Raw genomic sequence first — 20721 nt, 5'->3', positions numbered from 1 at the left:
GCCGGTGCTGTCGACAACACCGGCTGTTTTTTCGCCTGGCAATTACGCTTGCGGTTCGAGCTTTTCCAGCCCGCGCAGGTACGGCCGCAGCGCGACCGGCACCGTGACCGATCCGTCGGCGTTCTGGTAGTTTTCCAGCACCGCGACCAGCGTCCGGCCAACGGCCAGGCCGGAACCGTTCAGCGTGTGCACGAACTGGTTCTTGCCGTTCTCGTCCTTGAACCGGGTCTGCATGCGACGCGCCTGGAAATCCCACATGTTCGAGCAGCTGGAGATTTCGCGGTAGGTGTTCTGCGCCGGCAGCCACACTTCGATGTCATAGGTCTTGCAGCTGCTGAAACCGGTGTCGCCGGTGCACAGCGTGATGACGCGGTACGGCAGTTCCAGCGCCTTGAGAATCTCCTCGGCGTGACCGGTCAGCTGCTCCAGCGCCTGCATCGAGGTTTCCGGGCGGACGATCTGCACCATCTCTACCTTGTCGAACTGGTGCTGACGGATCATGCCGCGCGTATCGCGGCCATAGCTGCCGGCCTCGCTGCGGAAACACGGCGTATGGGCGGCAAAGCGCAGCGGCAGGTCCGAGGCCTTCAGCAGGTCGCCACGGACCATATTGGTCACCGGCACTTCGGCGGTCGGGATCAGGTAGAAGTTTTCATCGCCGCGCGGAATGCGGAACAGGTCTTCCTCGAACTTCGGCAACTGGCCGGTGCCCTGCAGACTGTCGGCATTGACCATGTACGGCGTGTAGACCTCGGTATAGCCATGGCGTTCGGTATGCGTGTCCAGCATGAACTGGGCCAGCGCCCGGTGCAGCCGGGCCATCTGTCCCTTCAGCACGGCAAAGCGCGCGCCGGACAGCTTGGCGGCGGTCTCGAAGTCGAGGCCGAGCGCCGCGCCGACGTCGACATGGTCCTTGACCTCGAAGTCGAAGGTGCGCGGCACGCCAACCCGGCGCATCTCGACGTTCTCGCTTTCGTCGCGGCCGACCGGCACCGAGGCATCCGGCAGGTTGGGGATGCCGAGCAGCAGGGTCTGCAGCTTGCCCTGCAGCGCTTCCAGCGCTGTTTCATTCGCCTTGAGCTCGTCGCCCAGCCCGGCCACTTCGGCCAGCACGGCGCTGGCGTCGGCGCCATTGCGCTTGGCTTCGCCGACCTGCTTGGACAGCGCGTTGCGGCGCGCCTGCAGATCCTGGGTGCGGGTCTGCAGCGACTTGCGCTCGTTTTCCAGCGCGGTGAAGGCGGCGGCGTCGAATTCGAAACCGCGCGTCGCCAGCCGCGCGGCCACGTCGTCGGTGTTGTTTCGGAGTAACTGGATATCGAGCATGAGAATCGGATCCGGATAGGGGGCACACGCCCCAATGGGTTTCAAATGTCTGGTGCGGACCCACGGCGGCCCGCCACGCGGGCGCCATCGGGGAAAAACATCCGACCGGTTTTCGGTCGTTCAGGGGGAATTCTAACAGGACGCGGGCGTTGCAGCCGCTCAGTGCGCGGCCAGCGCCTTGCGCGCGGCACGGCGGCGCTCGGCGGCGGCCCAGCGTGCGCGCTCCTCGTCGTTGTCCGGCGTGAACGGTTCGATGGTGACCGGATGGCCATCGGCATCGACTGCAACCATGCTGAAATAACAGCTGTTGGTATGGCGCACCACCCGGCTGTGGATATTCTCGGCCACGACCTTGATGCCGATTTCCATCGACGTGCGGCCGACGAAATTCACCGAGGCCAGAAACGACACCAGCTCACCGACATGGATCGGCTGCTTGAACGTCACCTGGTCAACCGACAGCGTCACCACATACTGCCCGGCATAACGCGCCGAGCAGGCGTAAGCGACCTGGTCGAGCAGCTTCAGGATCGTGCCGCCATGCACATTGCCGGAAAAATTGGCCATGTCCGGCGTCATCAGCACGGTCATCGAGAGTTTGCGGTTGTCTTCGTTCATGTTCGGCGCCAGGAGGGAGAATCAGGGCAGTCTGCCCGTTTTCTGCCGTTTGCCCAATACCGCCGTCAGGCGACAGGGGTTCTCGCCCGCAGCTGACGCTTCAGCCGGCGCTCGTTGAACATGGTCACCGCTGCCAGCACCGCCAGTGCGCAGGCGATCAGCCCCATGCCGATGGACTCGGCAAAATCGGGCACCTCACCGAGCTGCAGCCAGGCCAGGAACACCGCCACACCGGGAATGGCCAGGATGTTCAGGCTGGCCGTCCCGGCTGACAGCCGGCCCAGCAGCAGCGCCCACACCAGCCAGCCCAGGCCGCCGCCCAGCACGCCGAGGAACAGCAGCGCCATCAGCAGCGGCATGCCCCAGTCGACCGGCCGGTTCGGCACCAGCAGCCACAGCACGACCAGCGGCAGCGTGCCCCATACCATCTGCCAGAAGGTCAGATTGATCGGATCGGCGCCCGGATGGCGGGCGCGGAAGCGCTTGAGCAGGATCACGCTGACCGCCCAGCTCATGCCGGCGGCTATCGCCAGCCAGTTGGACACGCTGTCCGCCTCCAGTGCCCATGGCTCGAGAATGCAGATCAGCCCGGACAGCGCCAGCATGACCCCGATCCACTGCAGCCCCCGCACCTGCTCGCCAAGGAACACCCGGGCGAACAGCAGGGTCCAGAACGGCATGGTGTAGCACAGCACCGAGACCTTGCCGGCGCCGCCGGCCAGCAGCGCCAGGTTGGACAGTGCATAGAAACCGGTGTTCTGGGTCAGGCCGATGGCCAGCATGTCGCGAAATGGTGGAGGCGTCAGCGAACGTCGCGTCAGCAGCAGGACCACCAGCAGCGAGGCCAGCGCAAACAGCGAACGCCCGACGGCCAGCCCCATCGGGCTGATATGCATCAGCCCGGTCTTGGTCATGATCCACGAGTAGCCCCACACCAGCCACAGCCCGAGCAGCAGGGCCAGCTGGGCGGCGCGGCCCGACAGGATGCCGTTCATGACCGTCCTCCGGCATGACAATGACGGGGAACAGGACAGAACGGGCACGGCGGAGTCGGTGGCATTTGCAGGGCAACAGGATAGCGAACGGCCTGCAACGCAGCAGGCCGTTCGTTCGTGAATGGAGGGGGACCGGCACAGGCTACGCCGTCGCCCGGGCCAGCGTCAACGCCGGTTCAGTCGAGTTGTGACGTGCAGCAAGGGCAGCGGGTCGCCTTCAGCGGCACGGCGGACAGGCAGTATCTGCATTCCTTGGTCGTCGGCGCTTCCGCTGCCGGCCCGGCCTGTTCGCGCTTCAGCTTGTTCAGTGCCTTGACCAGCATGAACACGGCAAAGGCCACGATGGTGAAGCTGACCACCGCATTGATGAACAACCCGGCGTTCAGCGTGACGGCACCGGCGGCCTTGGCGGCAGCAACGCTGGCATACGGCCCCGGCGTGGCGCCTTCCTTCAGCGTGATGAACAGGTTGGCAAAATCGACCTTGCCGACCAGCAGGCCGATCGGCGGCATGATCACATCGTCGACCAGCGACTTGACGATGGAACCGAACGCACCACCGATCACCACACCGACGGCCAGGTCGATGACATTGCCACGCATGGCAAATTCCTTGAATTCCTTCAGCATCCCTGATTCCCGTATCTGTTTGATGTCGTGTTTTTAGCAGACCAGTGACATGGTACGTCAATTCAGAAAAACTGAATGAAACACTCAGAACATACCACTATGAACTTGCGCTGCAGCTCGTAGAATCCTGACTGTCAACCGAATCCCCCGAGGAGAAACGATCATGAACGTCCTGAAGATCACCAGCAGTGCCCGCGGCCAGGTCAGCGAATCCACCCGTCTTGCCGACAATTACATCACTGCCCTGCGCGCCGTGCAGCCGGAGCTGAAGGTCGTCACCCGCGATCTCGCCACCGACGCCCTGCCGCACATCGATGGCAACGTGCTGGGTGCCTTCTTCACACCGGCTGAACAACGCACGGCGGAACAGCAGGCGCTGATCGCCCGTTCGGATGCACTGGTCGCCGAACTCCAGGCCGCTGACGCCATCGTGCTGGCGGTGCCGATGTACAACTTCGGCATTCCGTCGACGCTGAAGGCGTATTTCGACTGGATCGCCCGTGCCGGCGTAACCTTCAAGTACACCCCGACCGGCCCGGTCGGCCTGCTCGCCGACAAGCCGGTGACCGTGTTCGCGGCCCGTGGCGGCCTGTATCAGGGCACGCCGCACGACACCCAGACCGGCTACCTGAAGGATTTCCTCGGCTTTATCGGTCTGAAGTCGGTGGAATTCGTTTACGCCGAAGGCCTGAACATGGGTGACGAGCTGCGCGCCAAGGCCGAAGCCGAAGCCGCCAGCCGCATTGCCGAGCTGGTTGCCGACTGATACCGCCGCGCCCGGCCAGTCAGAACCCTGCCGATCGGCAGGGTTTTTCATTTTTCGCTCCCGCCCGGATCGCATATATAAATTTAATATATGAAGATGATTTAATATAATTTCTTCATCTGAGTCTGGTGGCAGTAGGATGAGCGCCATGACATCCCGATGCCGTCCCGCCGCAGATCACGACGATGGCCGGCACGCAGGCATGTCAACCCGCACAACACCTGTTTCCGGGCTACGGCTACCGCCGTGAGCCCAGCCGCTCAAGGGGATTTGAAGATGAAAAGCCGCATTCTGCTGCTGGCCGCTGCACTGGCCGCGCTGGCCGGGCATGCCCAGGCCGACAAACTCGACGACATCAAGAAGGCCGGTGTGCTGAAGGTTGGCGTGTTCGACAGCAACCCGCCGTTCGGTTCCATTGATGCCAAGACCCGCCAGATCGTCGGCCTCGATGTCGACGTCGCCCAGGCCCTGGCGCAAAAGCTCGGCGTCAAGCTGGAGCTGCGCCCGACCAACCCGGCCAACCGCATTCCGCTGCTGACGTCGAACAAGGTCGACCTGATCGCCGCCAACTTCACCATTACCGACGAGCGCAGCAAGCAGGTCGACTTCAGCATCCCGTACTTTGCCACCGGCCAGAAGTTCATCGCCAGAAAGGGCGTGCTGAAGCAGCCCGACGATATCAAGAAGGTCCGCGTCGGCGCCGACAAGGGCACGGTGCAGGAAATCACCCTGCGGGAAAAGTACCCGACGGTGAAGGTGGTTTCGTATGACGACACCCCGCTGGCCTTCGCCGCCCTGCGCCAGGGCAATGTCCAGGCCATCACCCAGGATGACGCCAAGCTGATCGGCCTGCTGGCCAATACGCCGGCACAGATCAAGTCGCAGTTCGAGGTGTCGCCGTTCGCACTGACCCGCGAATACCAGGGCATCGGCATCCCGAAGGGCGAAGACCGTCTGGTCAAGGTCGTCAACGATACGCTGCTCGATCTGGAAAAATCCGGCAAGGCGACGAAGATCTACGACAAGTGGTTCGGCCCGAAAAGCCCGGCCTACCTGCCGCGCGGCGACTTCAAGATCGGCAGCAAGGTCTGATCGCCAGTCCCCGGCCTGCTGAAACGCAGCCCGGTCGACTGCCCTCACCCGTTCCGTCCCGACTGGCCGACATGGCCGGTCGGGCTTTTTTGCTTGGTACTCTGCGGTTTTTCCATCATGCAATCGTCCCTGCTTCATATCGACTGGCTGGAACCCCATTACTTCGGCTGGCTGGCCCAGGGCGTCGCTGTCACCCTGTGGCTGTCGCTGCTGGTGGTCATCGCCGCCACCGCACTCGGCCTGGTGCTCGCCGCGCTGCGCGCCAGCCCGCTGTGGCTGCTGCGGCTGCCTGCCATCGCCTGGCTGACCCTGTTCCGCAATACCCCGCTGCTGGTGCAACTGCTGTTCTGGTATTTCGGTGCCGCCAGCCTGCTGCCGGAAGCGGCAATGAACTGGCTCAACAGCCCGCATGTGCTGGCGCAACTGGGCACGCTGTCGCTGGGCTGGCCATCGTTCGAATTTCTCGCCGGTCTGCTCGGCCTGACGCTGTATTCGTCAGCGTTCATCGCCGAGGAACTCCGCGCCGGCATCCGCGGCGTGGCGCGCGGCCAGTTCGAGGCCGCCACCGCGCAGGGCCTGAAACCGTGGCAGGTATGGCGCTTCGTCATCCTGCCGCAGGCGCTGCGCATCGCCCAGCCGCCGCTGTTCGGCCAGTACATGAATGTGGTGAAAAACAGCTCGCTGACCATGGCCATCGGTCTGGCCGAGCTGTCGTACGCGTCGCGCCAGGTCGAAACCGAAACGCTGAAGACCTTCCAGGCCTTCGGTGTGGCGACGCTGTTCTACATCGGCATCATCGCCGTGCTTGAGGTGCTGTCGCGCGAGCTGCGCAACCGCAACCGTCGCCTGACCGGAGAACTGCGATGAACTGGGCCGTGATTGGCGATCACTTCGACTATCTGCTGTGGGGCAATTTCCCGGATGGCCCGCTGGGCGGCATGGCGCTGACCCTGCTGCTCAGCGCGTATGCCGGGGTGGCGGCATCGCTGCTCGGCATCGCCGGCGGCATTGTGCTGGCCATGAGCCGGGGCGGCCTCAATGTGCTGATCAGCACCATCATCGGCTTCTTCCGCGCCATTCCGGTGCTGATGCTGATTTTCTGGGTGTATTTCCTGCTGCCGATCGTGTTCGGCCTCGACGTGCCGGAAATCGGCACCGTGGTGTGCGCGCTGGCACTGATCGGCGGCGCCTATCTCGCCCATGGCGTGCAGGCCGGCATCCATGCCATCCCGCGCGGCCAGTGGGAAGCCGGTCAGTCGTCCGGGCTGACCCGCTGGCAGGTGCTGCGGCTGATCGTGCTGCCGCAGGCGCTGCGCATGATGCTGCCGTCGTTCGTCAACCAGTGGATCTCGCTGATCAAGGATACGTCGCTGGCCTATATCGTCGGCGTCAGCGAGCTGACCTATGTCGCCACCCAGGTCAACAACCAGCTGATGGTCTACCCGCTGGAGATTTTCCTGTGCGTCGGGCTGATGTATTTCGTACTGTGCACGGCACTGGATCTGGCCGCCGCCCGGCTGGGCCGTCGCAGCGCCATCTGAGTTGTCCACAGCGGCCGGCAGGCTGTGGACATCCCCAATCCAGGTGGATTCCCCTGTCGGCAAGCTGTGGACAACTCAGACAAGTCGCTGTTTCATAACGCCATCGATCCGGCGGTGCAAAATTTAGGCAACAAGCTTGCCGGGATTCATCACGCCGTTGGGATCGAATGCGGCCTTGACCCGCCGCATCAGCGCAATCTCGGCCTCGCTGCGGCTGATGTCCAGGTACTGCCGTTTCAGCAGCCCGACGCCATGCTCGGCCGACATGCTGCCCCGGTAACGCTGCAGTAGCCCGAATACCCGGGTATTGACCTGCTCGCAGGCGGACTTGAACGCGGCAATGTCCATGTCCAGCGGGCGCAGCACATTGATGTGCAGGTTGCCGTCACCGATATGCCCGAACCAGACCACCTCGAAATCCGGGTACTCCCGGGCCAGCAGCGCATCGAGTTCAGCCACGAACGCCGGCACCTGCGACGGGCGCACGGCAATGTCGTTCTTGTACGGCGTGCGCGGCGTGATCGACTCGCTGATGTCCTCACGCAGGCGCCACAGCTGTGCGGCCTGGGTTTCCGACTGCGCCAGCACGCCATCGGTGACGAAACCGTTTTCCAGCAGTGACTCGAATGCGTCCAGTGCCATGGTTTCCGCACTGTCGGCAATCCGCTCGAACTCCAGCACCACGTAGTAGTTCTCGCGCTCGGCAAACGGGCTGGCCACCAGCCCGCGTGCCTCGACATGACGCAGCGCCTGGTCGGAGAAAAACTCGAATGCGGACAGGTCGATATCGCGACGGAACCGGTTGAAGACCTCCATCACATCGCTGAGCTGCGGTACGGCCAGCAGCATCACCGCCAGCTCCTTTGGCCGCCGCGCCAGCTTCAGCGTGGCATCGACGACAAAGCCCAGTGTGCCTTCACTGCCGACGAACAGATGGCGGAAGTCATAGCCGGTATTGTTCTTTTCCAGTCCGTGGTTCAGTTCCAGCACTTCGCCGGCACCGGTGACCACGGTCAGTCCGGCGACCCAGTCGCGGAACATGCCGTAGCGCACCACCTTGATGCCGCCGGCATTGGTGGCGATATTGCCGCCGATCCGGCTCGAACCGCGCGAGGCGAAATCGACCGGGAAGTACAGCTCCCGTTCCAGCGCGTGCTGCTGCAGCACCTCGGTCACCATGCCGGCCTCGACCGTGATCAGCCGGTCGGTCTGGTTGAAATCGAGCAGCCGGTCCATCTTTTCCATCGAGACCACCACCTCGCCCGCCGTGGCGCATGCGCCGCCTGACAGGCCGGTCCGGCCGCCGGACGGCACCAGGGCCAGCCGGTCGCGATTGGCCAGTTTCACCAGCTCGACCAGTTCATCGCGCGAGGTCGGGAACACCACCGCCGACGCGGCCGGCTCGGTATAGCGGGTCCAGTCCCGGCCGTATTCGGTCAGGGTATCGGCATCGGTCCGGCATCGGTCGCCAAACAGGGCGGTCAGGGCGGCAGGGGCAGTCATGGCGAAGCTCGCTGAGGGTGAAGGGTTTGGCTGGTGATCATGGCACGGGACGCGCGTGGAGAAAACGCCCAAACAAACAGACCCTGCCTTGTGGCAGGGTCTGTTCGATCGGCTTACACGGTCAACCTGCCTTGCGGCGGGTCCGTGAGCGCGGCGGCTTGGCTGCCGGCTCGGCCGGTGCGGCATCGGCCGGCGGCGTGGCCGGTTGGGCCGTACGCGTGCGCGGCGCCCGTGCAGGCCTGGCTGGCGGCGTCTCCGTCGCCGGAGCGGCGGCAGGCGGCGTGGCCGGCTTGCGACTGCGTGGTGCCGGCTTTGCGGCGTCGGCAGCGGCCGGCGTTTCCGGACGGGCAGGCTCGCCCGTCGACGGCACCACCGGGGCCGACAGCAAGGCCGCGCGCTGGCCGGTGCCACCACGCTTGGCACGGGTAGCGGTCGGTGCAGCGTCAGCTGCCCTGGTCCTGACCGGCGCTGCGGCCGGCGTGGCCTTGACTGCTGGCTTGGCAACAGCCGGCTTCGGCGTGACCGGTGCCGGCGCGGGCTTCGCCGCTGGCGTGGCCTGCCGGGCCGGTCTGGCCGCGGGAGCTGGCGCAGCCTTGGCCGGTGTCACTGGCGCAGCCTTGGCCTGAGTCACCGGCGCAGCCTTGGCGGGGGCCGGTGGCACCGGAGCGGGCCTGGACACGGGGGCCGGTTTCGCCGCCATCTGTTTCTGCTTGCCCTGGCGCTCACGCCCAGGCTTGCCGGTAGCGGGCTCACGCGCGACGACCGGCGCAGCCTTGGCCGGCGGCGTGTCACCCCTGGACGGCTTGCCATTGCCGTTTCCATTGCCGTTGCGTTCCTGGGGTGCCAGCACGAAGTCGATCTGCGCACTTTCCAGATCGGCACGCGCCACCTTCACCGTGATCGGATCGCCGAGCGCATAGCGCACGCCGCTCTTCTCGCCGACGATGGACTGGATGTCCTGCCGGTAGTGGAAGTAATCACGCCCCAGTTCGGAGATGTGCAGCAGGCCTTCGACGTAAACGTCCTTCAGCAGCACGAAGATGCCGAACGCGGTCACCGCGCTGATGGTGCCGGTAAACACGCTGCCGACCTTGTCGCGCATGTAGTAGCACTTCAGCCAGCTCTCGACGTCGCGGGTCGCCTCGTCGGCACGCCGCTCGGTGGTCGAGCAATGCTGGCCGAGAATCGCCCACTTCTGCACCGGCTTGTACTTCTTGTCCTGCAGCACGGCCTTGATCGAACGATGAACCAGCAGGTCGGGGTAACGACGGATCGGACTGGTGAAGTGGGTATAGGCCTCGAATGCCAGACCGAAGTGACCCAGGTTGTCCGGCGTATAGACCGCCTGCTGCAGGCTGCGCAGCAGCATGGTCTGCAGCACCGGGCTGTCCGGGCGTCCCTTGATCTGTTCGGCCAGCAGCGCATAATCCTTGGCGCCCGGCTTGTCGCCGCCGCCCAGGCTCAGCCCGGACAGGCGCAGGAAGTTGCGCAGGTTCTCCAGCTTCTCCGGCGTCGGCCCTTCATGCACGCGGTACAGGCACGGCTGCTTGTGCTTGAGCAGGAAGTCGGCCGAGCAGACGTTGGCCGCCAGCATGCATTCCTCGATCAGCTTGTGCGCCTCGTTGCGGACCACCGGCACGATGCGGTCGATCTTGCCGTCATCGTTGAACACCATCTGCGTTTCGACCGTGTCAAAGTCGATCGCGCCGCGCTGCGCACGCGTATCACGGAATGCCTGGAACAGGGCATACAGCGTATCGATCTGCTTTTTCAGCGGATGCTCGACACCGCTTTCGATCCAGTCCCAGACCTGGTTGTAGGTCAGGCGGGCCTTGGACTGCATGACCGCCGGATAGAACTGGTAGCGCTTGACCTCGCCCTTCGGCGTTACCTGCATGTCGCACACCATGCACAGGCGCTCGACATCCGGGTTCAGCGAGCAGATGCCGTTGCTGAGCGCTTCCGGCAGCATCGGAATCACCCGGCGCGGGAAATAGACCGAGTTGCCGCGCTCATAGGCGGACACGTCCAGCGCATCGCCGGGCTCGACATAGTGGCTGACGTCGGCAATCGCCACGATCAGCCGCCAGCCCTTGCCGGCCTTCTCTGCATAGACCGCATCGTCGAAGTCGCGTGCGGTTTCCCCGTCGATGGTTACCAGCGGCAGGTCACGCAGGTCGACCCGGTCCTTGTGGTCTTTTTTGCGGACTTTCTTCGGCGTGTCCTTGGCCTGGGCCACGGCCTCATCGGGGAAGCGATACGGCAGCGCATGCTTGCGCAGCGCAATCTCGATCTCCATGCCCGGGTCGGCATAGTTGCCGAGGATCTCGCGCACGCGGCCGATCGGCTGCGCGTAGCGGGTCGGCGGCACCACGATCTCGGCCACCACCACCTGGCCCGGCTCGGCGCCGGCATCGCCATCCTGCTCGATCAGCAGGTCCTGGTTGATGCGCCGGTCCTCGGGCACGACCAGCAGCACGCCGCGTTCGCGGTGCAGGCGGCCGACCAGGGTGGTGTTCACCCGGTCGATCACTTCGACGATGGTGCCCTCGCGGCGGCCACGACGGTCGGTCCCGCTCTCGCGCACCATGACCCGGTCGCCATGCAGCGCCTTGCGCATCTCGCGTTCCGACAGGAACAGATCGGAACCGCCATCTTCGGGCCGGGCAAAACCGAAGCCGTCACGATGGCCGATCAGCGTCGCCCGGATCAGATCCAGCTTGTCCGCAATGCAGACCGCGCCCTTGCGATTGACGACAACTTCGCCTTCGCGCTCCATCGCACGCAGGCGACGGGTGAAGAATGTCCATTCATCGTCACGAATATCGAGCAGACGCCCCAATTCTTCTGCAGTCATGGGCGCCCCCTCTTTCTGGAGGATTTCGAGCAAAAACTCCCTACTGGGCAACGGGTTATCGTACTTCTGCTTTTCCCGATCCAGGTGCGGATCCTGCTCGCGCAGTGATGATTTGATAATTTTTTTCTTTCGTACCATTGACAGCCTCTGAGAGGTGCTTATAATTCGCGTCTCATTCGGAGCGACACCAAGTCGCAAAGAAGCGCGGGCCCAGGTGGCGGAATTGGTAGACGCACTAGGTTCAGGTCCTAGCGGTGGCAACACTGTGGAAGTTCGAGTCTTCTCCTGGGCACCAGCTAAATACCCGCGCTTGCCGTGATTCTAACGAGTCACAGCAAAAAAATCCCGAATGAAATTGCCCAGGTGGCGGAATTGGTAGACGCACTAGGTTCAGGTCCTAGCGGTGGCAACACTGTGGAAGTTCGAGTCTTCTCCTGGGCACCAAATCCGCGAAAGAAGCCAACCGATGATTCGGTTGGCTTTTTTCGTTTCTGCCGCCGGTCGCTCCCCTCTCGCCGCCCTGCCCGCCTTCTTTGGGCAATATCAAAAAAATGTCATTTGAATCGCTGGCGCGCATTGCAAATAGCCCGGCCACAGCGCACACTTTTGACGGACAGCCGATGACAAAACCATAGAGGAGACGGCCTTGTTCGACTGGCTTAAGCAAAAGTTTGCGCCAGGGCTCACCGCCTATGTCTCGCACAACGACTGCATGCAGCACAACGTTGGCGAAGGACACCCCGAATGCCCTGCCCGTCTGGTGGCGATTCGCGATCAACTGATCGCGTCGCAACTGTTCGATTTCCTGACTGAAGTCGAAGCGCCGGTCGTAAGCGATGAACAGCTCGCGCGCGTGCATGCGCCGCGCTACCTTGAATACCTGGAGATGAGCCTGCCGCTGGCCGGCACGTTCCGGCTGGACTCCGACACCGCCATGTCGCCCGGCACGCTGATCGCCGCCAAGCGTGCGGCCGGCGCCGTGGTGCGTGCCGTGGACCTGGTCTGCAGCCACCAGGCGCCCAATGCGTTCTGCGCCATCCGCCCGCCCGGCCACCATGCCGAGTCGGCAAAGGCCATGGGCTTCTGTTACTACAACAATCTCGCCGTCGGCGTCCGCCACGCCCAGTTCCGTCACGGACTGGAGCGCATTGCCATCATCGATTTCGACGTGCATCACGGCAACGGCACCGAGGAAATCTTCCGCGACGATCCGCACGTGCTGATGTGCTCGATCTTCCAGCACCCGTTCTTCCCGTACTGTGGCGATGCGCCGCTGGGCGAGAACATGGTCAATGTGCCGATGAAGGCCGGCAGCAGCGGCGCCGACTTCCGCAAGGTGGTCCAGGAGCAGTGGTGGCCACGGCTGACTGCGTTCGATCCGCAGATGATCTTCATCTCGGCCGGCTTCGATGCCCACCGCGAGGACGACATGGGTTCGATGGGGCTGGTGGAGGCCGACTACGAGTGGGTCACGCGCGAGCTGATGCGCTTTGCCGCCGAACATTGCGAAGGGCGCATCGTGTCGGTGCTGGAAGGCGGCTACGAGCTGTCGCCGCTCGGTCGCAGCGTCGCCGCGCATATCCGTGCGCTGAGTGATGGCTGACACCGGCGCGGGGTCCGCTAGGTGAATGGCGTGAAGGTACGGAACGGCTGGTGATACAGGTCGAAGAAATGCAGCGTCCGGTGATGGGTACCCATTCCCTTCATCCCGAACAGGGCGCGCCCCAGGGTATTTCCTGAATCCCAGCCGACCGAAACCACGTTTCTGGCTGCAATGACATTCCTGTCCAGCACACTGGACAGTATCTGGGCATTGGCCAGCCCGGAGGCTGGCTGCCGGCCGGCATGGCAGGCCATCAGATACAGCGGCCCGCTGCGATTGCTCGACTGGTACAACAGACTCGAGCGCAGCTGCAGCCCCCATTTGCGGGCGGGCAGCCACCCCTGACCCGGCCCGTACAGCATCCCTTCCCGGCTTCCGTGCATGGCGAGCAATGAGCCATTGCGATAGCGCTCGGCGAACAGGAATTCCGGACGGCCCCGCCGGTCGAAAACGACGGCGCTCTTGCCGCTGATGGATCCACTGATAAATCCACGCGAGGCCAGCCGCTGCCACAGCACGACCCCCACGCCGAAAACGGCGATGACTGCGCCGGCCATGCTCAGCCAGTTGGCCACGTCCCCCATCTTGCGTGCCAGCACCGGTTCGTGGTTTTCCATCAGCGCGGCAGCAATGCCGAGCGCGCTCCCCGTCATCGACACCACACAGGACAATCCGCTGATGGCACCAGTCACCAGCCCGAAAGCGGGTAGCGCCACGCCCAGTGACACCAGCGACAGCATGATGCCAAGCGCGCCCAGCAGGATGGTCCAGCCCCCCAGCTGACTGACATAACCGGACGGATCACTGCGATTGACCGGGTCGCCGAGGCAAAAGGCATAGGGATTGTCGCCGCCACCGGCAAACGGGCTGTACGGGTCCATGCTGACAAAACGCTGGCTGACCGGGTTGAAACTGCGCGCGCCGTGGCCCAGATGGTAGTACGGCGTTGAGTCATCGAGCCAGTCGAGCAGCTGCCCGTGCAGCCCCACGCAGGGCTTGCCGACAATCCGGGACGGCAGACGGGCAGCGCGAGAGGGGCTGACCATGGCACGCTCCTTCCGGCACGACAATCCCTGACCACCATGACCGGATTATAGGAACCGGGCGCCGGGGACGGGCGTCATCGACCAGTGCAGCGATCCGCCACGAGCGGCTCAGAACAGCAACGCAATGCCCAGCGCGCCGATCATCGCCAGCGCCGCACCGATCTTGGCCGCCGTACCGATCACCAGCCCGACCAGCGTCGCCAGCCCGACCTTGCCGGCCTGATAGGCGTCACGGCGCGCCAGCCATTCGCCGATGGCCGCCCCCAGCAGCGGCCCGAGCAGCAGCCCGGGCAGGCCGAAGAACAGCCCGATCATGCTGCCAAGCAGCGCACCCCAGACCGCCTTGCCGCTGGCACCGAACGCCCGGGCGCCGAGGGTGCCGGCCAGGAAGTCGGCCATCATGCCCAGTGCGGCCAGCACGGCGGTCACGATCAGCGTGGTCGAGCCGATCTGCCGGAAATCGCCGGCCCAGGCAATGGCCAGCCCGCCAAGGAACACCAGCGGCAGACCGGGCAGCGCCGGCAGCAGACAGCCGGCTAGTCCCAGCCCGATCAGGACCAGACCGGCCAGCCAGCCGAGCCAGAGCATCTCCATCAGCGCTTGATGGCCCGGCTGGCGACCGTCAGCTCCGCCAGCAGTGATTCCTGGGCGATGCGCGGCTGGCCGCGCGTGGTGCGATGGCGATAGCTGCCGTCCGCACTCATTTCCCAGGCATTGCCGTTGTCGGCCAGATAGGGCTTCAGGCCTTCGCGGATGATGCGCTGCTTGATCTTCTTGTCGAGGATCGGCACGCAGGTCTCGATGCGACGGAAGAAGTTGCGTCCCATCCAGTCGGCGCTGGAAATGAACAGGTCTTCGTTGCCACCGTTCAGGTAATAGAACACCCGGCTGTGCTCGAGGAAGCGGCCGATGATGGAACGCACGGTGATGTTTTCCGACAGCCCGGGCACGCCGGGCTTCAGCGCGCAGACGCCGCGCACGATCAGCTGGATCTTCACCCCGGCCTGACTGGCCGCGTACAGCTCGCCGATGATCTCGCCTTCCAGCAGCGCATTCATCTTGGCAATGATGCGCGCCGGCTTGCCGGCCTTTGCGTGCTCGGCCTCGGCGCGGATGCGCTCGACCATGCCCGGCAGCAGCGTGAAGGGCGAACTCAGCAGATGCTTGAGCTTGCTGGCGCGCCCCAGGCCGGTAATCTGCACGAACAGGTCGTTGACGTCGCTGGCGATGTCGTCGTTGCAGGTCAGCAGGCCGAAGTCGGTATACATGCGCGCGGTGCGCGGATGGTAGTTGCCGGTGCCGAGATGCACATAGCGCCGCAGCTGCCCCTCCTCGCGGCGCACGACCATCAGCATCTTGGCGTGCACCTTGTAGCCGTAGACGCCGTAGACCACGTGCGCCCCGGCATCTTCCAGCCGCTGCGCCCAGCTGATGTTGGCTTCTTCGTCGAAGCGGGCCATCAGCTCGACAATGACCGTCACCTGCTTGCCGGCACGGGCGGCGGCAATCAGCGACTCCATCAGCACCGAATCGGTACCGGTACGGTAGACGGTCATCTTGATGGCGACCACCTGCGGATCGGTGGCCCCGAGATTCAGCAGGTCGATCACCGGCTGGAACGACTGGAACGGATGGTGCAGCAGGATGTCCTGCTTGCGCATGGCTTCGAACAGCGTCGCCTTCTTCGCCAGCAGTGACGGCAAGGCCGGCACGAACGGACGGAATTTCAGCGCCGGCACGTCAACCATGTCCGGTACCTGCATCAGCCGTACCAGATTGACCGGGCCGTCGACGCGGAACACGTCGTCGCGCTGCAGCGTGAACTGCGCCAGCAGGTAATCTTCCATGTGCGCAGGGCAGTTGTCGGCGATCTCCAGCCGGACGGCATCGCCATACTGGCGCTGACGCAATTCGCCCTGCAGCGCAGTGCGCAGGTTCTTGAGTTCTTCTTCCTCAACCGTCAGTTCGCTGTTGCGGGTCACGCGGAACTGGTAGAAGCCCTTGACCGTCATGCCGGCAAACAGCTCGTCGATATGCTCGTGCACGATCGACGACAGGAAAACGAACTGGTGCGGGCCGGAAATCACTTCCGGCAGCTTGATGACCCGCGGCAGGATGCGCGGTGCCTGAACAATGGCAATGCCGGAATTGCGGCCGAACGCGTCGCGCCCTTCCAGCTCGATGGCAAAGTTCAGACTCTTGTTCAGCAGTTTCGGAAACGGGTGTGACGGATCGAGCCCGATCGGTGTCAGCACCGGCAGCACTTCGCGCAGGAAATAGTCGCGAATCCACGCGCGCTGCTCGACGCTCCATTCGGCGCGACGCAGAAACACCACGCCGGCACTGCGCAGGGCCGGCAGCACATTGGCGCGCAGCACATCGTACTGGCGACGGATCAGCTCGCGGGCGGCAGTCGCCACCTTGGCCAGCGCCTGTCCCGGCGTCGAACCGTCCGCCAGGATCCGGTTCGGGTTGTGCTGGACGTTGTCCTTCAGCCAGGCCACCCGGACCTCGAAGAACTCGTCCAGATTGGACGATACGATACAGAGGAACTTCAGCCGCTCCAGCAGCGGGAGCGTTTCATCCTCCGCTTGCGCCAGCACACGGCGGTTGAATTCGATGAGTCCGAGTTCCCGGTTGAGTAGCGTATCGGCTGTGGCGCCCATTCTTGTTCCTGTTCACAATCGTATTCGTCGTGACGGCGGGACCCTCCGGCCGGCCGCCGTCACTCTCCGGCACACGTGTTCACGCAGTCGCCTCCGCCCGGTCCGGGCGGAAGACGCCGGTCAGGCGCTCGGCGGCACGAAGCCGTTCGGCATGTCCGCACCGGCGCCGAAGAAGTAATTCTGCAGTTGCTGGGTCAGATACTGACGCGCACGCGGATCGGCGAGACTCAGGCGATTCTCGTTGATCAGCATGGTCTGGTGCTTGAGCCAGGCCTGCCAGGCTTCTTTGGAGACCTGCTCGTAGATTTTCTTGCCCAGTTCGCCGGGCAGCGGCGGAAACTCGAGTCCTTCAGCTTCGCGACCGAGTTTGATGCAATGAATCATGCGTGCCATGACTTTCCTTTACGCACGGTAATACCGTTGTGTGACAAAAATGCGGTCAGGGAGGAATTACCTCGCCGCGGGACACCCTCCCGTGCGCTACGCACACCCGGACGGGATCCCGCCACCATTATGCCTTCAATTGGCCCGTCCTTGCGCAGCAGGGCCGGGCCGGCAGAGAGCCGGCGGCAGAAGAAACGGCGTGAAAGGGGCGGTGTATCCGTGTTCAGACGATGACGGTCGGCTCGTTGCGGCCGTCGTAATCATGCTTGTGCGGGGGGCGGAACGTCAGCGAGGCCTGCATGGTGGCACCGTCGAAGATTCGCCAGCATCCATTCTCGTCATCCTTCTTGGCGTCATACATCGCGGCATCGGCGGCGGCGACCAGTTCGTCGGCCGTGGCGGCATGATCGGGGAAGATCGCGATGCCGATCGACGCCGAGACCCGCCGCTCGATACCGGAAAAATCGAAGGCGATCTCGCGGATATGCTGGTCAATGCGACCGGCCAGCATGCTGGCATCGAACACATCGGCTTCCGGCAGCAGGACGGCGAACTCGTCGCCCCCCAGCCGGCAGAACAGCTCGCTCTGGCGGATGGTGCGATTGATCACCCGGGCGATGTCGATCAGCACCATGTCGCCGGCAGCATGGCCGTGGTTGTCGTTGACCAGCTTGAAGTCGTTGAGGTCGAAGGTCAGCAGCGCCATGGAGCGCTGGCTGCGTTCCGACTGCTTGACCATGCGCTCGATTTCCAGCTGGAAGCGGCGGCGGTTGAAAATGCCGGTCAGGGTATCGCGCTCGGCAAGGAACACGAGTTGCTCGGCACTGGCCCGGGCCGCCGTCACGTCTTCGCACAGCAGCAGACTGCCACTGTCTCCATCGCCTTCGATCGGTGACAGGCGGACCAGCACGATGCGACCATCGTCAAGCTTCAGTTCGACCTCGCCACTGTGACCGTGCAGCAGCTCGGCCAGCGATGGCAGGAACTCCTCCAGCACATGCCCGGCCAGTTCATCCAGCTGCGGCAGGCCCCAGAACTGGGAGAACAGCGGATTCGCGTACAGCACCCGCCGTTCACCATCGACGAACACCAGACCGATGTACAGCGAGGCCAGCAGCGTATCCAGCATGGCCCGCTCGCGCTGGGCATCGCGCAGATGCTGGCTTGCCCGCAACTGCTCGACACGCAGCCGGCTGACCGCCTGTTCGAGGGCGCGGCGGTTTTCCAGGCTTTCGGTACAGTCCAGCAGGCTGACGCGGATGCCGAGATACTGGCCCTCGGCGGCAAAGATCGGCGTCCAGCTGGCCAGCACCCACAGATTGGCGCCGCTCTTGTGCCGGACCCGGAACTGGAAGCCCTGGCCCGGCTTGCGATCGGCCAGCGAGGTGCGCAGCGCACAGGACACCCGGTCGCGGTCGATGTCACTGACCATGTCCAGCAGATAGCGTTCCGATTGCAGGCACTGCTCGACGGTATGCCCGGTAATGCGCTCGACCGACGGATTGACCCACACTACCCTGCCCTGCGGGTCGAACCACAGCTCCCATGCATAGGTATGGTCGGCGATGGCATTCAGCGTGTCCTGCTGGATGCGCATGCTGGCCATGCGCTCGTCCAGTGACTCGCGCATCTGGGCAAAGCTCTCGCTCAGCGCCATCACTTCCGGTGGCCCGCTGCGCGGCAGCAGGCCGCCACTCTCTCCGCGTGCCATCCGCTTTGCCGCCAGCACAAGGCCTTCGATCGGCTCGCTGATCCAGCAGCGCAGCAGATGCTGCAGCAGCAGCAGGCCGACCACGCCCAGGCTGGAGATGGCCAGGCAGCGCAGCAGCAGCCCGTAAAATGTGGTGCGGATATCCTCCAGCGGCAGGCCGAACTGCACGCTGCCCACCTTGCGACCGTCGTAGTGGATGTCGCGGTTCAGCGCCAGCACCGGCCCGGCCTGCCACAGCTTGTACAGGGTATCCGGCACCGGCATCGGCGCCAGCTGCGCACTGCGATCGTCGGGAGCGGTATGAACGAGGACATGGCCGGCGGCATCGCGCACGACCAGGAAAGAGATGGACCGGCTTTCCACCCCGGATTCGGCAAAGCGATAAATGCCGAAGTGATCGCCTTTCGCCAGCAGGGCGGCAAGCCCGCTGTCCAGCAGGCCGCTGATTGCATCGCCGCGCGCGTGCAAGTCTTGCTGCAGCAGGGATTGCCAGGACAGCAGCGCCACGGCGGTCAGCATACCGGCCAGTGTCAGGTTGACCATCAGACCGAGTACGACCAGGCGTGTGCGCAGCGAGGCCCGAAGCCAGGAAACACGCATAGGATCCTCAGGAGGCTTGTATGATCAACAAAGCGGGGAATCAGGCACAAGCCGGCAGAAACAAGGCCGGCAATGGCCGGCTCAAGGGTTTTTAGTGCTTTATCGCCAGCGGCGCAATCCGTATTTCTACTGATCCGGAATGCCGAACGGCATGGAATTCCGTGCCGCATCAAATGGATGGCATGCCTCCGGCAAGCGACACCAACAGACAAAATTTCACCCCGCCCCGCAGGCGACGCAACGCTCGTGTCTTGATGCGCCGCAAAAAAAATGCCATACCGGCTTGTCCCCCGGGGCCTCCCCGCGCAGACTTACACTATCGAGGGTATTCGCCCTGCCAGTATTGAGCCGCTTGGGGTCGCATTCCATCAAGGCGTTGGACAGACACACTTGAGTCCCAGGCGGCTCAATACCGGCAGGGCGTTTTTCGTCCGGATGCCCGCAAACGCCAGAAACGCGAAAGCCGCCTGAACGGCGGCTTTTTCAATGGAACGAAACCGGATCAATGACCGGTCGATGTTCCGCTTGGCTTCGGTGGCAGGAAAGTCGATTGCGGCGCCACGACGGCGACCTTGACCTTCTTGGGTTTCTTGGCTTCCTTGTTACCGTGCTTCTGACCTTTTGCCATGATATTTTCCTCGTGGGCGCCGCCAGGCAGGGCCGGTCCCACTATGACACTGTTGCAGGTGCGTCCCTGCGATCATTGCCATGGCCCGATGTGCATGGCGGGCAACGATGTGTGGACAGCATAGGCGCTTTTGCGGCGGAGCGTCATTTTTTCGCGATATGCGGGAATCGCCCGCCCTCGCCCCGGCCACTGGCCGCCATGGAAAAGCCTGGCGCGCGGGTAAACCGGGAGCAGGACCCGGACTGACCGCCGGGACTGATCGGGAACCCAAAACAAAAAGGCCAGCCCGAAGGCTGGCCCTGCTGTTTGAAGCAACTGCAAATTCGTTGGTCGGGGCGGCGGGATTCGAACTCGCGACCCCTTGCACCCCATGCAAGTGCGCTACCAGGCTGCGCCACGCCCCGACTCAGGGTGCGAACTATACCAATGCCGGGGTCACTCGTCAAAGTCCAATGACAGCGTCTCGCGGATCCGGGTCAGCTCGGTGCGCAGCTCGTCGACCGACAGCGGCTGCGGTGCATCCAGCGCCCGCGCGGCCGCCAGTCCGGCGTCACCGCCGCGCAGGGCCTGCGCCCGCAGCCGGGCATGGATCTGCCTGGCCGCCAGTACTTCCTCGCGCCGGTAGTGCCGGCGCTGGACGGCGCTCGGCAGCGCCGACGCAAACTCGGCTTCCCAGCTGCGCAGCACGTGCGGTGCGACGCCGACCAGGCGCGCGGCCTCGTCGACACTGAAATAACGCGCGGTCGGCAGCGCCGGCAT

General features: G+C 64.1%; 17 protein-coding genes, 3 tRNA genes and 1 pseudogene. 7 read left to right on the top strand and 14 right to left on the bottom strand.

Annotation, left to right across the window (positions count from 1 at the left end; all coding sequences use genetic code 11):
* Positions 1-42: 42 nt before the first annotated feature.
* The 4 genes from serS to mscL form a co-directional block, all read right to left on the bottom strand.
* Positions 43-1323: a serine--tRNA ligase gene (serS, locus tag Q352_RS0114845; RefSeq protein ID WP_028500020.1), complete on the bottom strand. Its 1281-nt coding sequence runs from the start codon at positions 1321-1323 to the stop codon at positions 43-45.
* A gap of 159 nt (positions 1324-1482) precedes the next feature.
* Complete coding sequence (locus tag Q352_RS0114840; protein ID WP_028500019.1) at positions 1483-1941, bottom strand: acyl-CoA thioesterase; 459 nt, start codon at positions 1939-1941, stop codon at positions 1483-1485.
* Between the two features lie 65 nt (positions 1942-2006).
* Positions 2007-2936, bottom strand: coding sequence for a DMT family transporter (locus Q352_RS0114835; RefSeq protein WP_028500018.1), 930 nt, complete (start codon positions 2934-2936; stop codon positions 2007-2009).
* Between the two features lie 176 nt (positions 2937-3112).
* Complete coding sequence (gene mscL / locus Q352_RS0114825) at positions 3113-3565, bottom strand: large-conductance mechanosensitive channel protein MscL (RefSeq protein ID WP_028500017.1); 453 nt, start codon at positions 3563-3565, stop codon at positions 3113-3115.
* 163 nt (positions 3566-3728) lie between these two features.
* Here mscL and Q352_RS0114820 point away from each other — a divergent pair, with 163 nt between their 5' ends.
* From Q352_RS0114820 to Q352_RS21355, 4 genes are all read left to right on the top strand, one after another.
* Positions 3729-4331, top strand: coding sequence for an FMN-dependent NADH-azoreductase (locus tag Q352_RS0114820; protein WP_028500016.1), 603 nt, complete (start codon positions 3729-3731; stop codon positions 4329-4331).
* A 276-nt stretch (positions 4332-4607) separates the two neighbouring features.
* Positions 4608-5423, top strand: coding sequence for an ABC transporter substrate-binding protein (locus tag Q352_RS0114815; RefSeq protein ID WP_028500015.1), 816 nt, complete (start codon positions 4608-4610; stop codon positions 5421-5423).
* Between the two features lie 117 nt (positions 5424-5540).
* Positions 5541-6290 carry an amino acid ABC transporter permease gene (locus Q352_RS0114810; protein ID WP_028500014.1) on the top strand — a complete coding sequence of 250 codons (750 nt, stop codon included), beginning with the start codon at positions 5541-5543 and terminating at the stop codon, positions 6288-6290.
* The gene (locus Q352_RS21355; protein WP_051528996.1) at positions 6287-6964 is read left to right on the top strand and encodes an amino acid ABC transporter permease; all 678 of its coding nucleotides are present in this window, start codon (positions 6287-6289) and stop codon (positions 6962-6964) included. The genes Q352_RS0114810 and Q352_RS21355 overlap by 4 nt, the downstream gene beginning before the upstream one ends.
* A 123-nt stretch (positions 6965-7087) precedes the next feature.
* Here Q352_RS21355 and Q352_RS0114800 read toward each other — a convergent pair whose 3' ends face one another.
* Together Q352_RS0114800 and rnr are read right to left on the bottom strand one after the other, a co-directional pair.
* The gene (locus Q352_RS0114800) at positions 7088-8467 is read right to left on the bottom strand and encodes a D-2-hydroxyglutarate dehydrogenase (RefSeq protein ID WP_028500013.1); all 1380 of its coding nucleotides are present in this window, start codon (positions 8465-8467) and stop codon (positions 7088-7090) included.
* Positions 8468-9143: 676 nt separating this feature from the next.
* A pseudogene (gene rnr, locus Q352_RS21350) lies at positions 9144-11462 on the bottom strand (ribonuclease R); the annotation flags it as partial.
* 70 nt (positions 11463-11532) lie between these two features.
* Here rnr and Q352_RS0114790 point away from each other — a divergent pair.
* The 3 genes from Q352_RS0114790 (at position 11533) to Q352_RS0114780 (ending at position 12927) form a co-directional block, all read left to right on the top strand.
* Positions 11533-11619 (top strand) — tRNA-Leu (locus Q352_RS0114790).
* Between the two features lie 62 nt (positions 11620-11681).
* A tRNA-Leu gene (locus Q352_RS0114785) sits at positions 11682-11768 on the top strand.
* Between the two features lie 202 nt (positions 11769-11970).
* On the top strand, positions 11971-12927 hold the full coding sequence (locus Q352_RS0114780; protein WP_028500012.1) for a histone deacetylase family protein: 957 nt from the start codon (positions 11971-11973) through the stop codon (positions 12925-12927).
* A 17-nt stretch (positions 12928-12944) separates the two neighbouring features.
* Here the strand turns inward: Q352_RS0114780 and Q352_RS0114775 are convergent, their stop codons facing one another.
* The 8 genes from Q352_RS0114775 to Q352_RS22430 all read right to left on the bottom strand — a co-directional run bounded on the left by Q352_RS0114775 (position 12945) and on the right by Q352_RS22430 (position 20721).
* Positions 12945-13973 (bottom strand): RHS repeat-associated core domain-containing protein, encoded by a 1029-nt coding sequence (locus tag Q352_RS0114775; RefSeq protein ID WP_028500011.1) that lies wholly within the window; start codon positions 13971-13973, stop codon positions 12945-12947.
* Positions 13974-14081: 108 nt separating this feature from the next.
* Positions 14082-14567 carry a DUF456 domain-containing protein gene (locus tag Q352_RS0114770; RefSeq protein ID WP_373280122.1) on the bottom strand — a complete coding sequence of 162 codons (486 nt, stop codon included), beginning with the start codon at positions 14565-14567 and terminating at the stop codon, positions 14082-14084.
* The gene (gene ppk1, locus Q352_RS0114765; RefSeq protein ID WP_028500009.1) at positions 14567-16639 is read right to left on the bottom strand and encodes a polyphosphate kinase 1; all 2073 of its coding nucleotides are present in this window, start codon (positions 16637-16639) and stop codon (positions 14567-14569) included. Before ppk1 ends, Q352_RS0114770 begins: the two co-directional genes overlap by 1 nt.
* 120 nt (positions 16640-16759) lie before the next feature.
* A complete protein-coding gene (locus Q352_RS0114760) occupies positions 16760-17032 on the bottom strand; it encodes an oxidative damage protection protein (RefSeq protein ID WP_028500008.1) in 273 nt (90 codons plus the stop codon).
* Between the two features lie 214 nt (positions 17033-17246).
* Positions 17247-19334 carry a sensor domain-containing diguanylate cyclase gene (locus tag Q352_RS0114755; protein ID WP_028500007.1) on the bottom strand — a complete coding sequence of 696 codons (2088 nt, stop codon included), beginning with the start codon at positions 19332-19334 and terminating at the stop codon, positions 17247-17249.
* A 502-nt stretch (positions 19335-19836) separates the two neighbouring features.
* Entirely contained in the window at positions 19837-19962 is a 126-nt protein-coding gene (locus Q352_RS24340) for a hypothetical protein (protein WP_255420246.1), read from the bottom strand.
* 327 nt (positions 19963-20289) lie between these two features.
* Positions 20290-20366, bottom strand: a tRNA-Pro gene (locus tag Q352_RS0114745).
* A 31-nt stretch (positions 20367-20397) separates the two neighbouring features.
* Entirely contained in the window at positions 20398-20721 is a 324-nt protein-coding gene (locus Q352_RS22430) for a MerR family transcriptional regulator (RefSeq protein ID WP_051528995.1), read from the bottom strand.

This window comes from Microvirgula aerodenitrificans DSM 15089 (genome assembly GCF_000620105.1).
Taxonomy (GTDB): Bacteria; Pseudomonadota; Gammaproteobacteria; order Burkholderiales; family Aquaspirillaceae; genus Microvirgula; species Microvirgula aerodenitrificans.
Note: the sequence above shows the minus strand (reverse complement) of the source record. Positions and strands in the feature narration are given on the sequence as shown.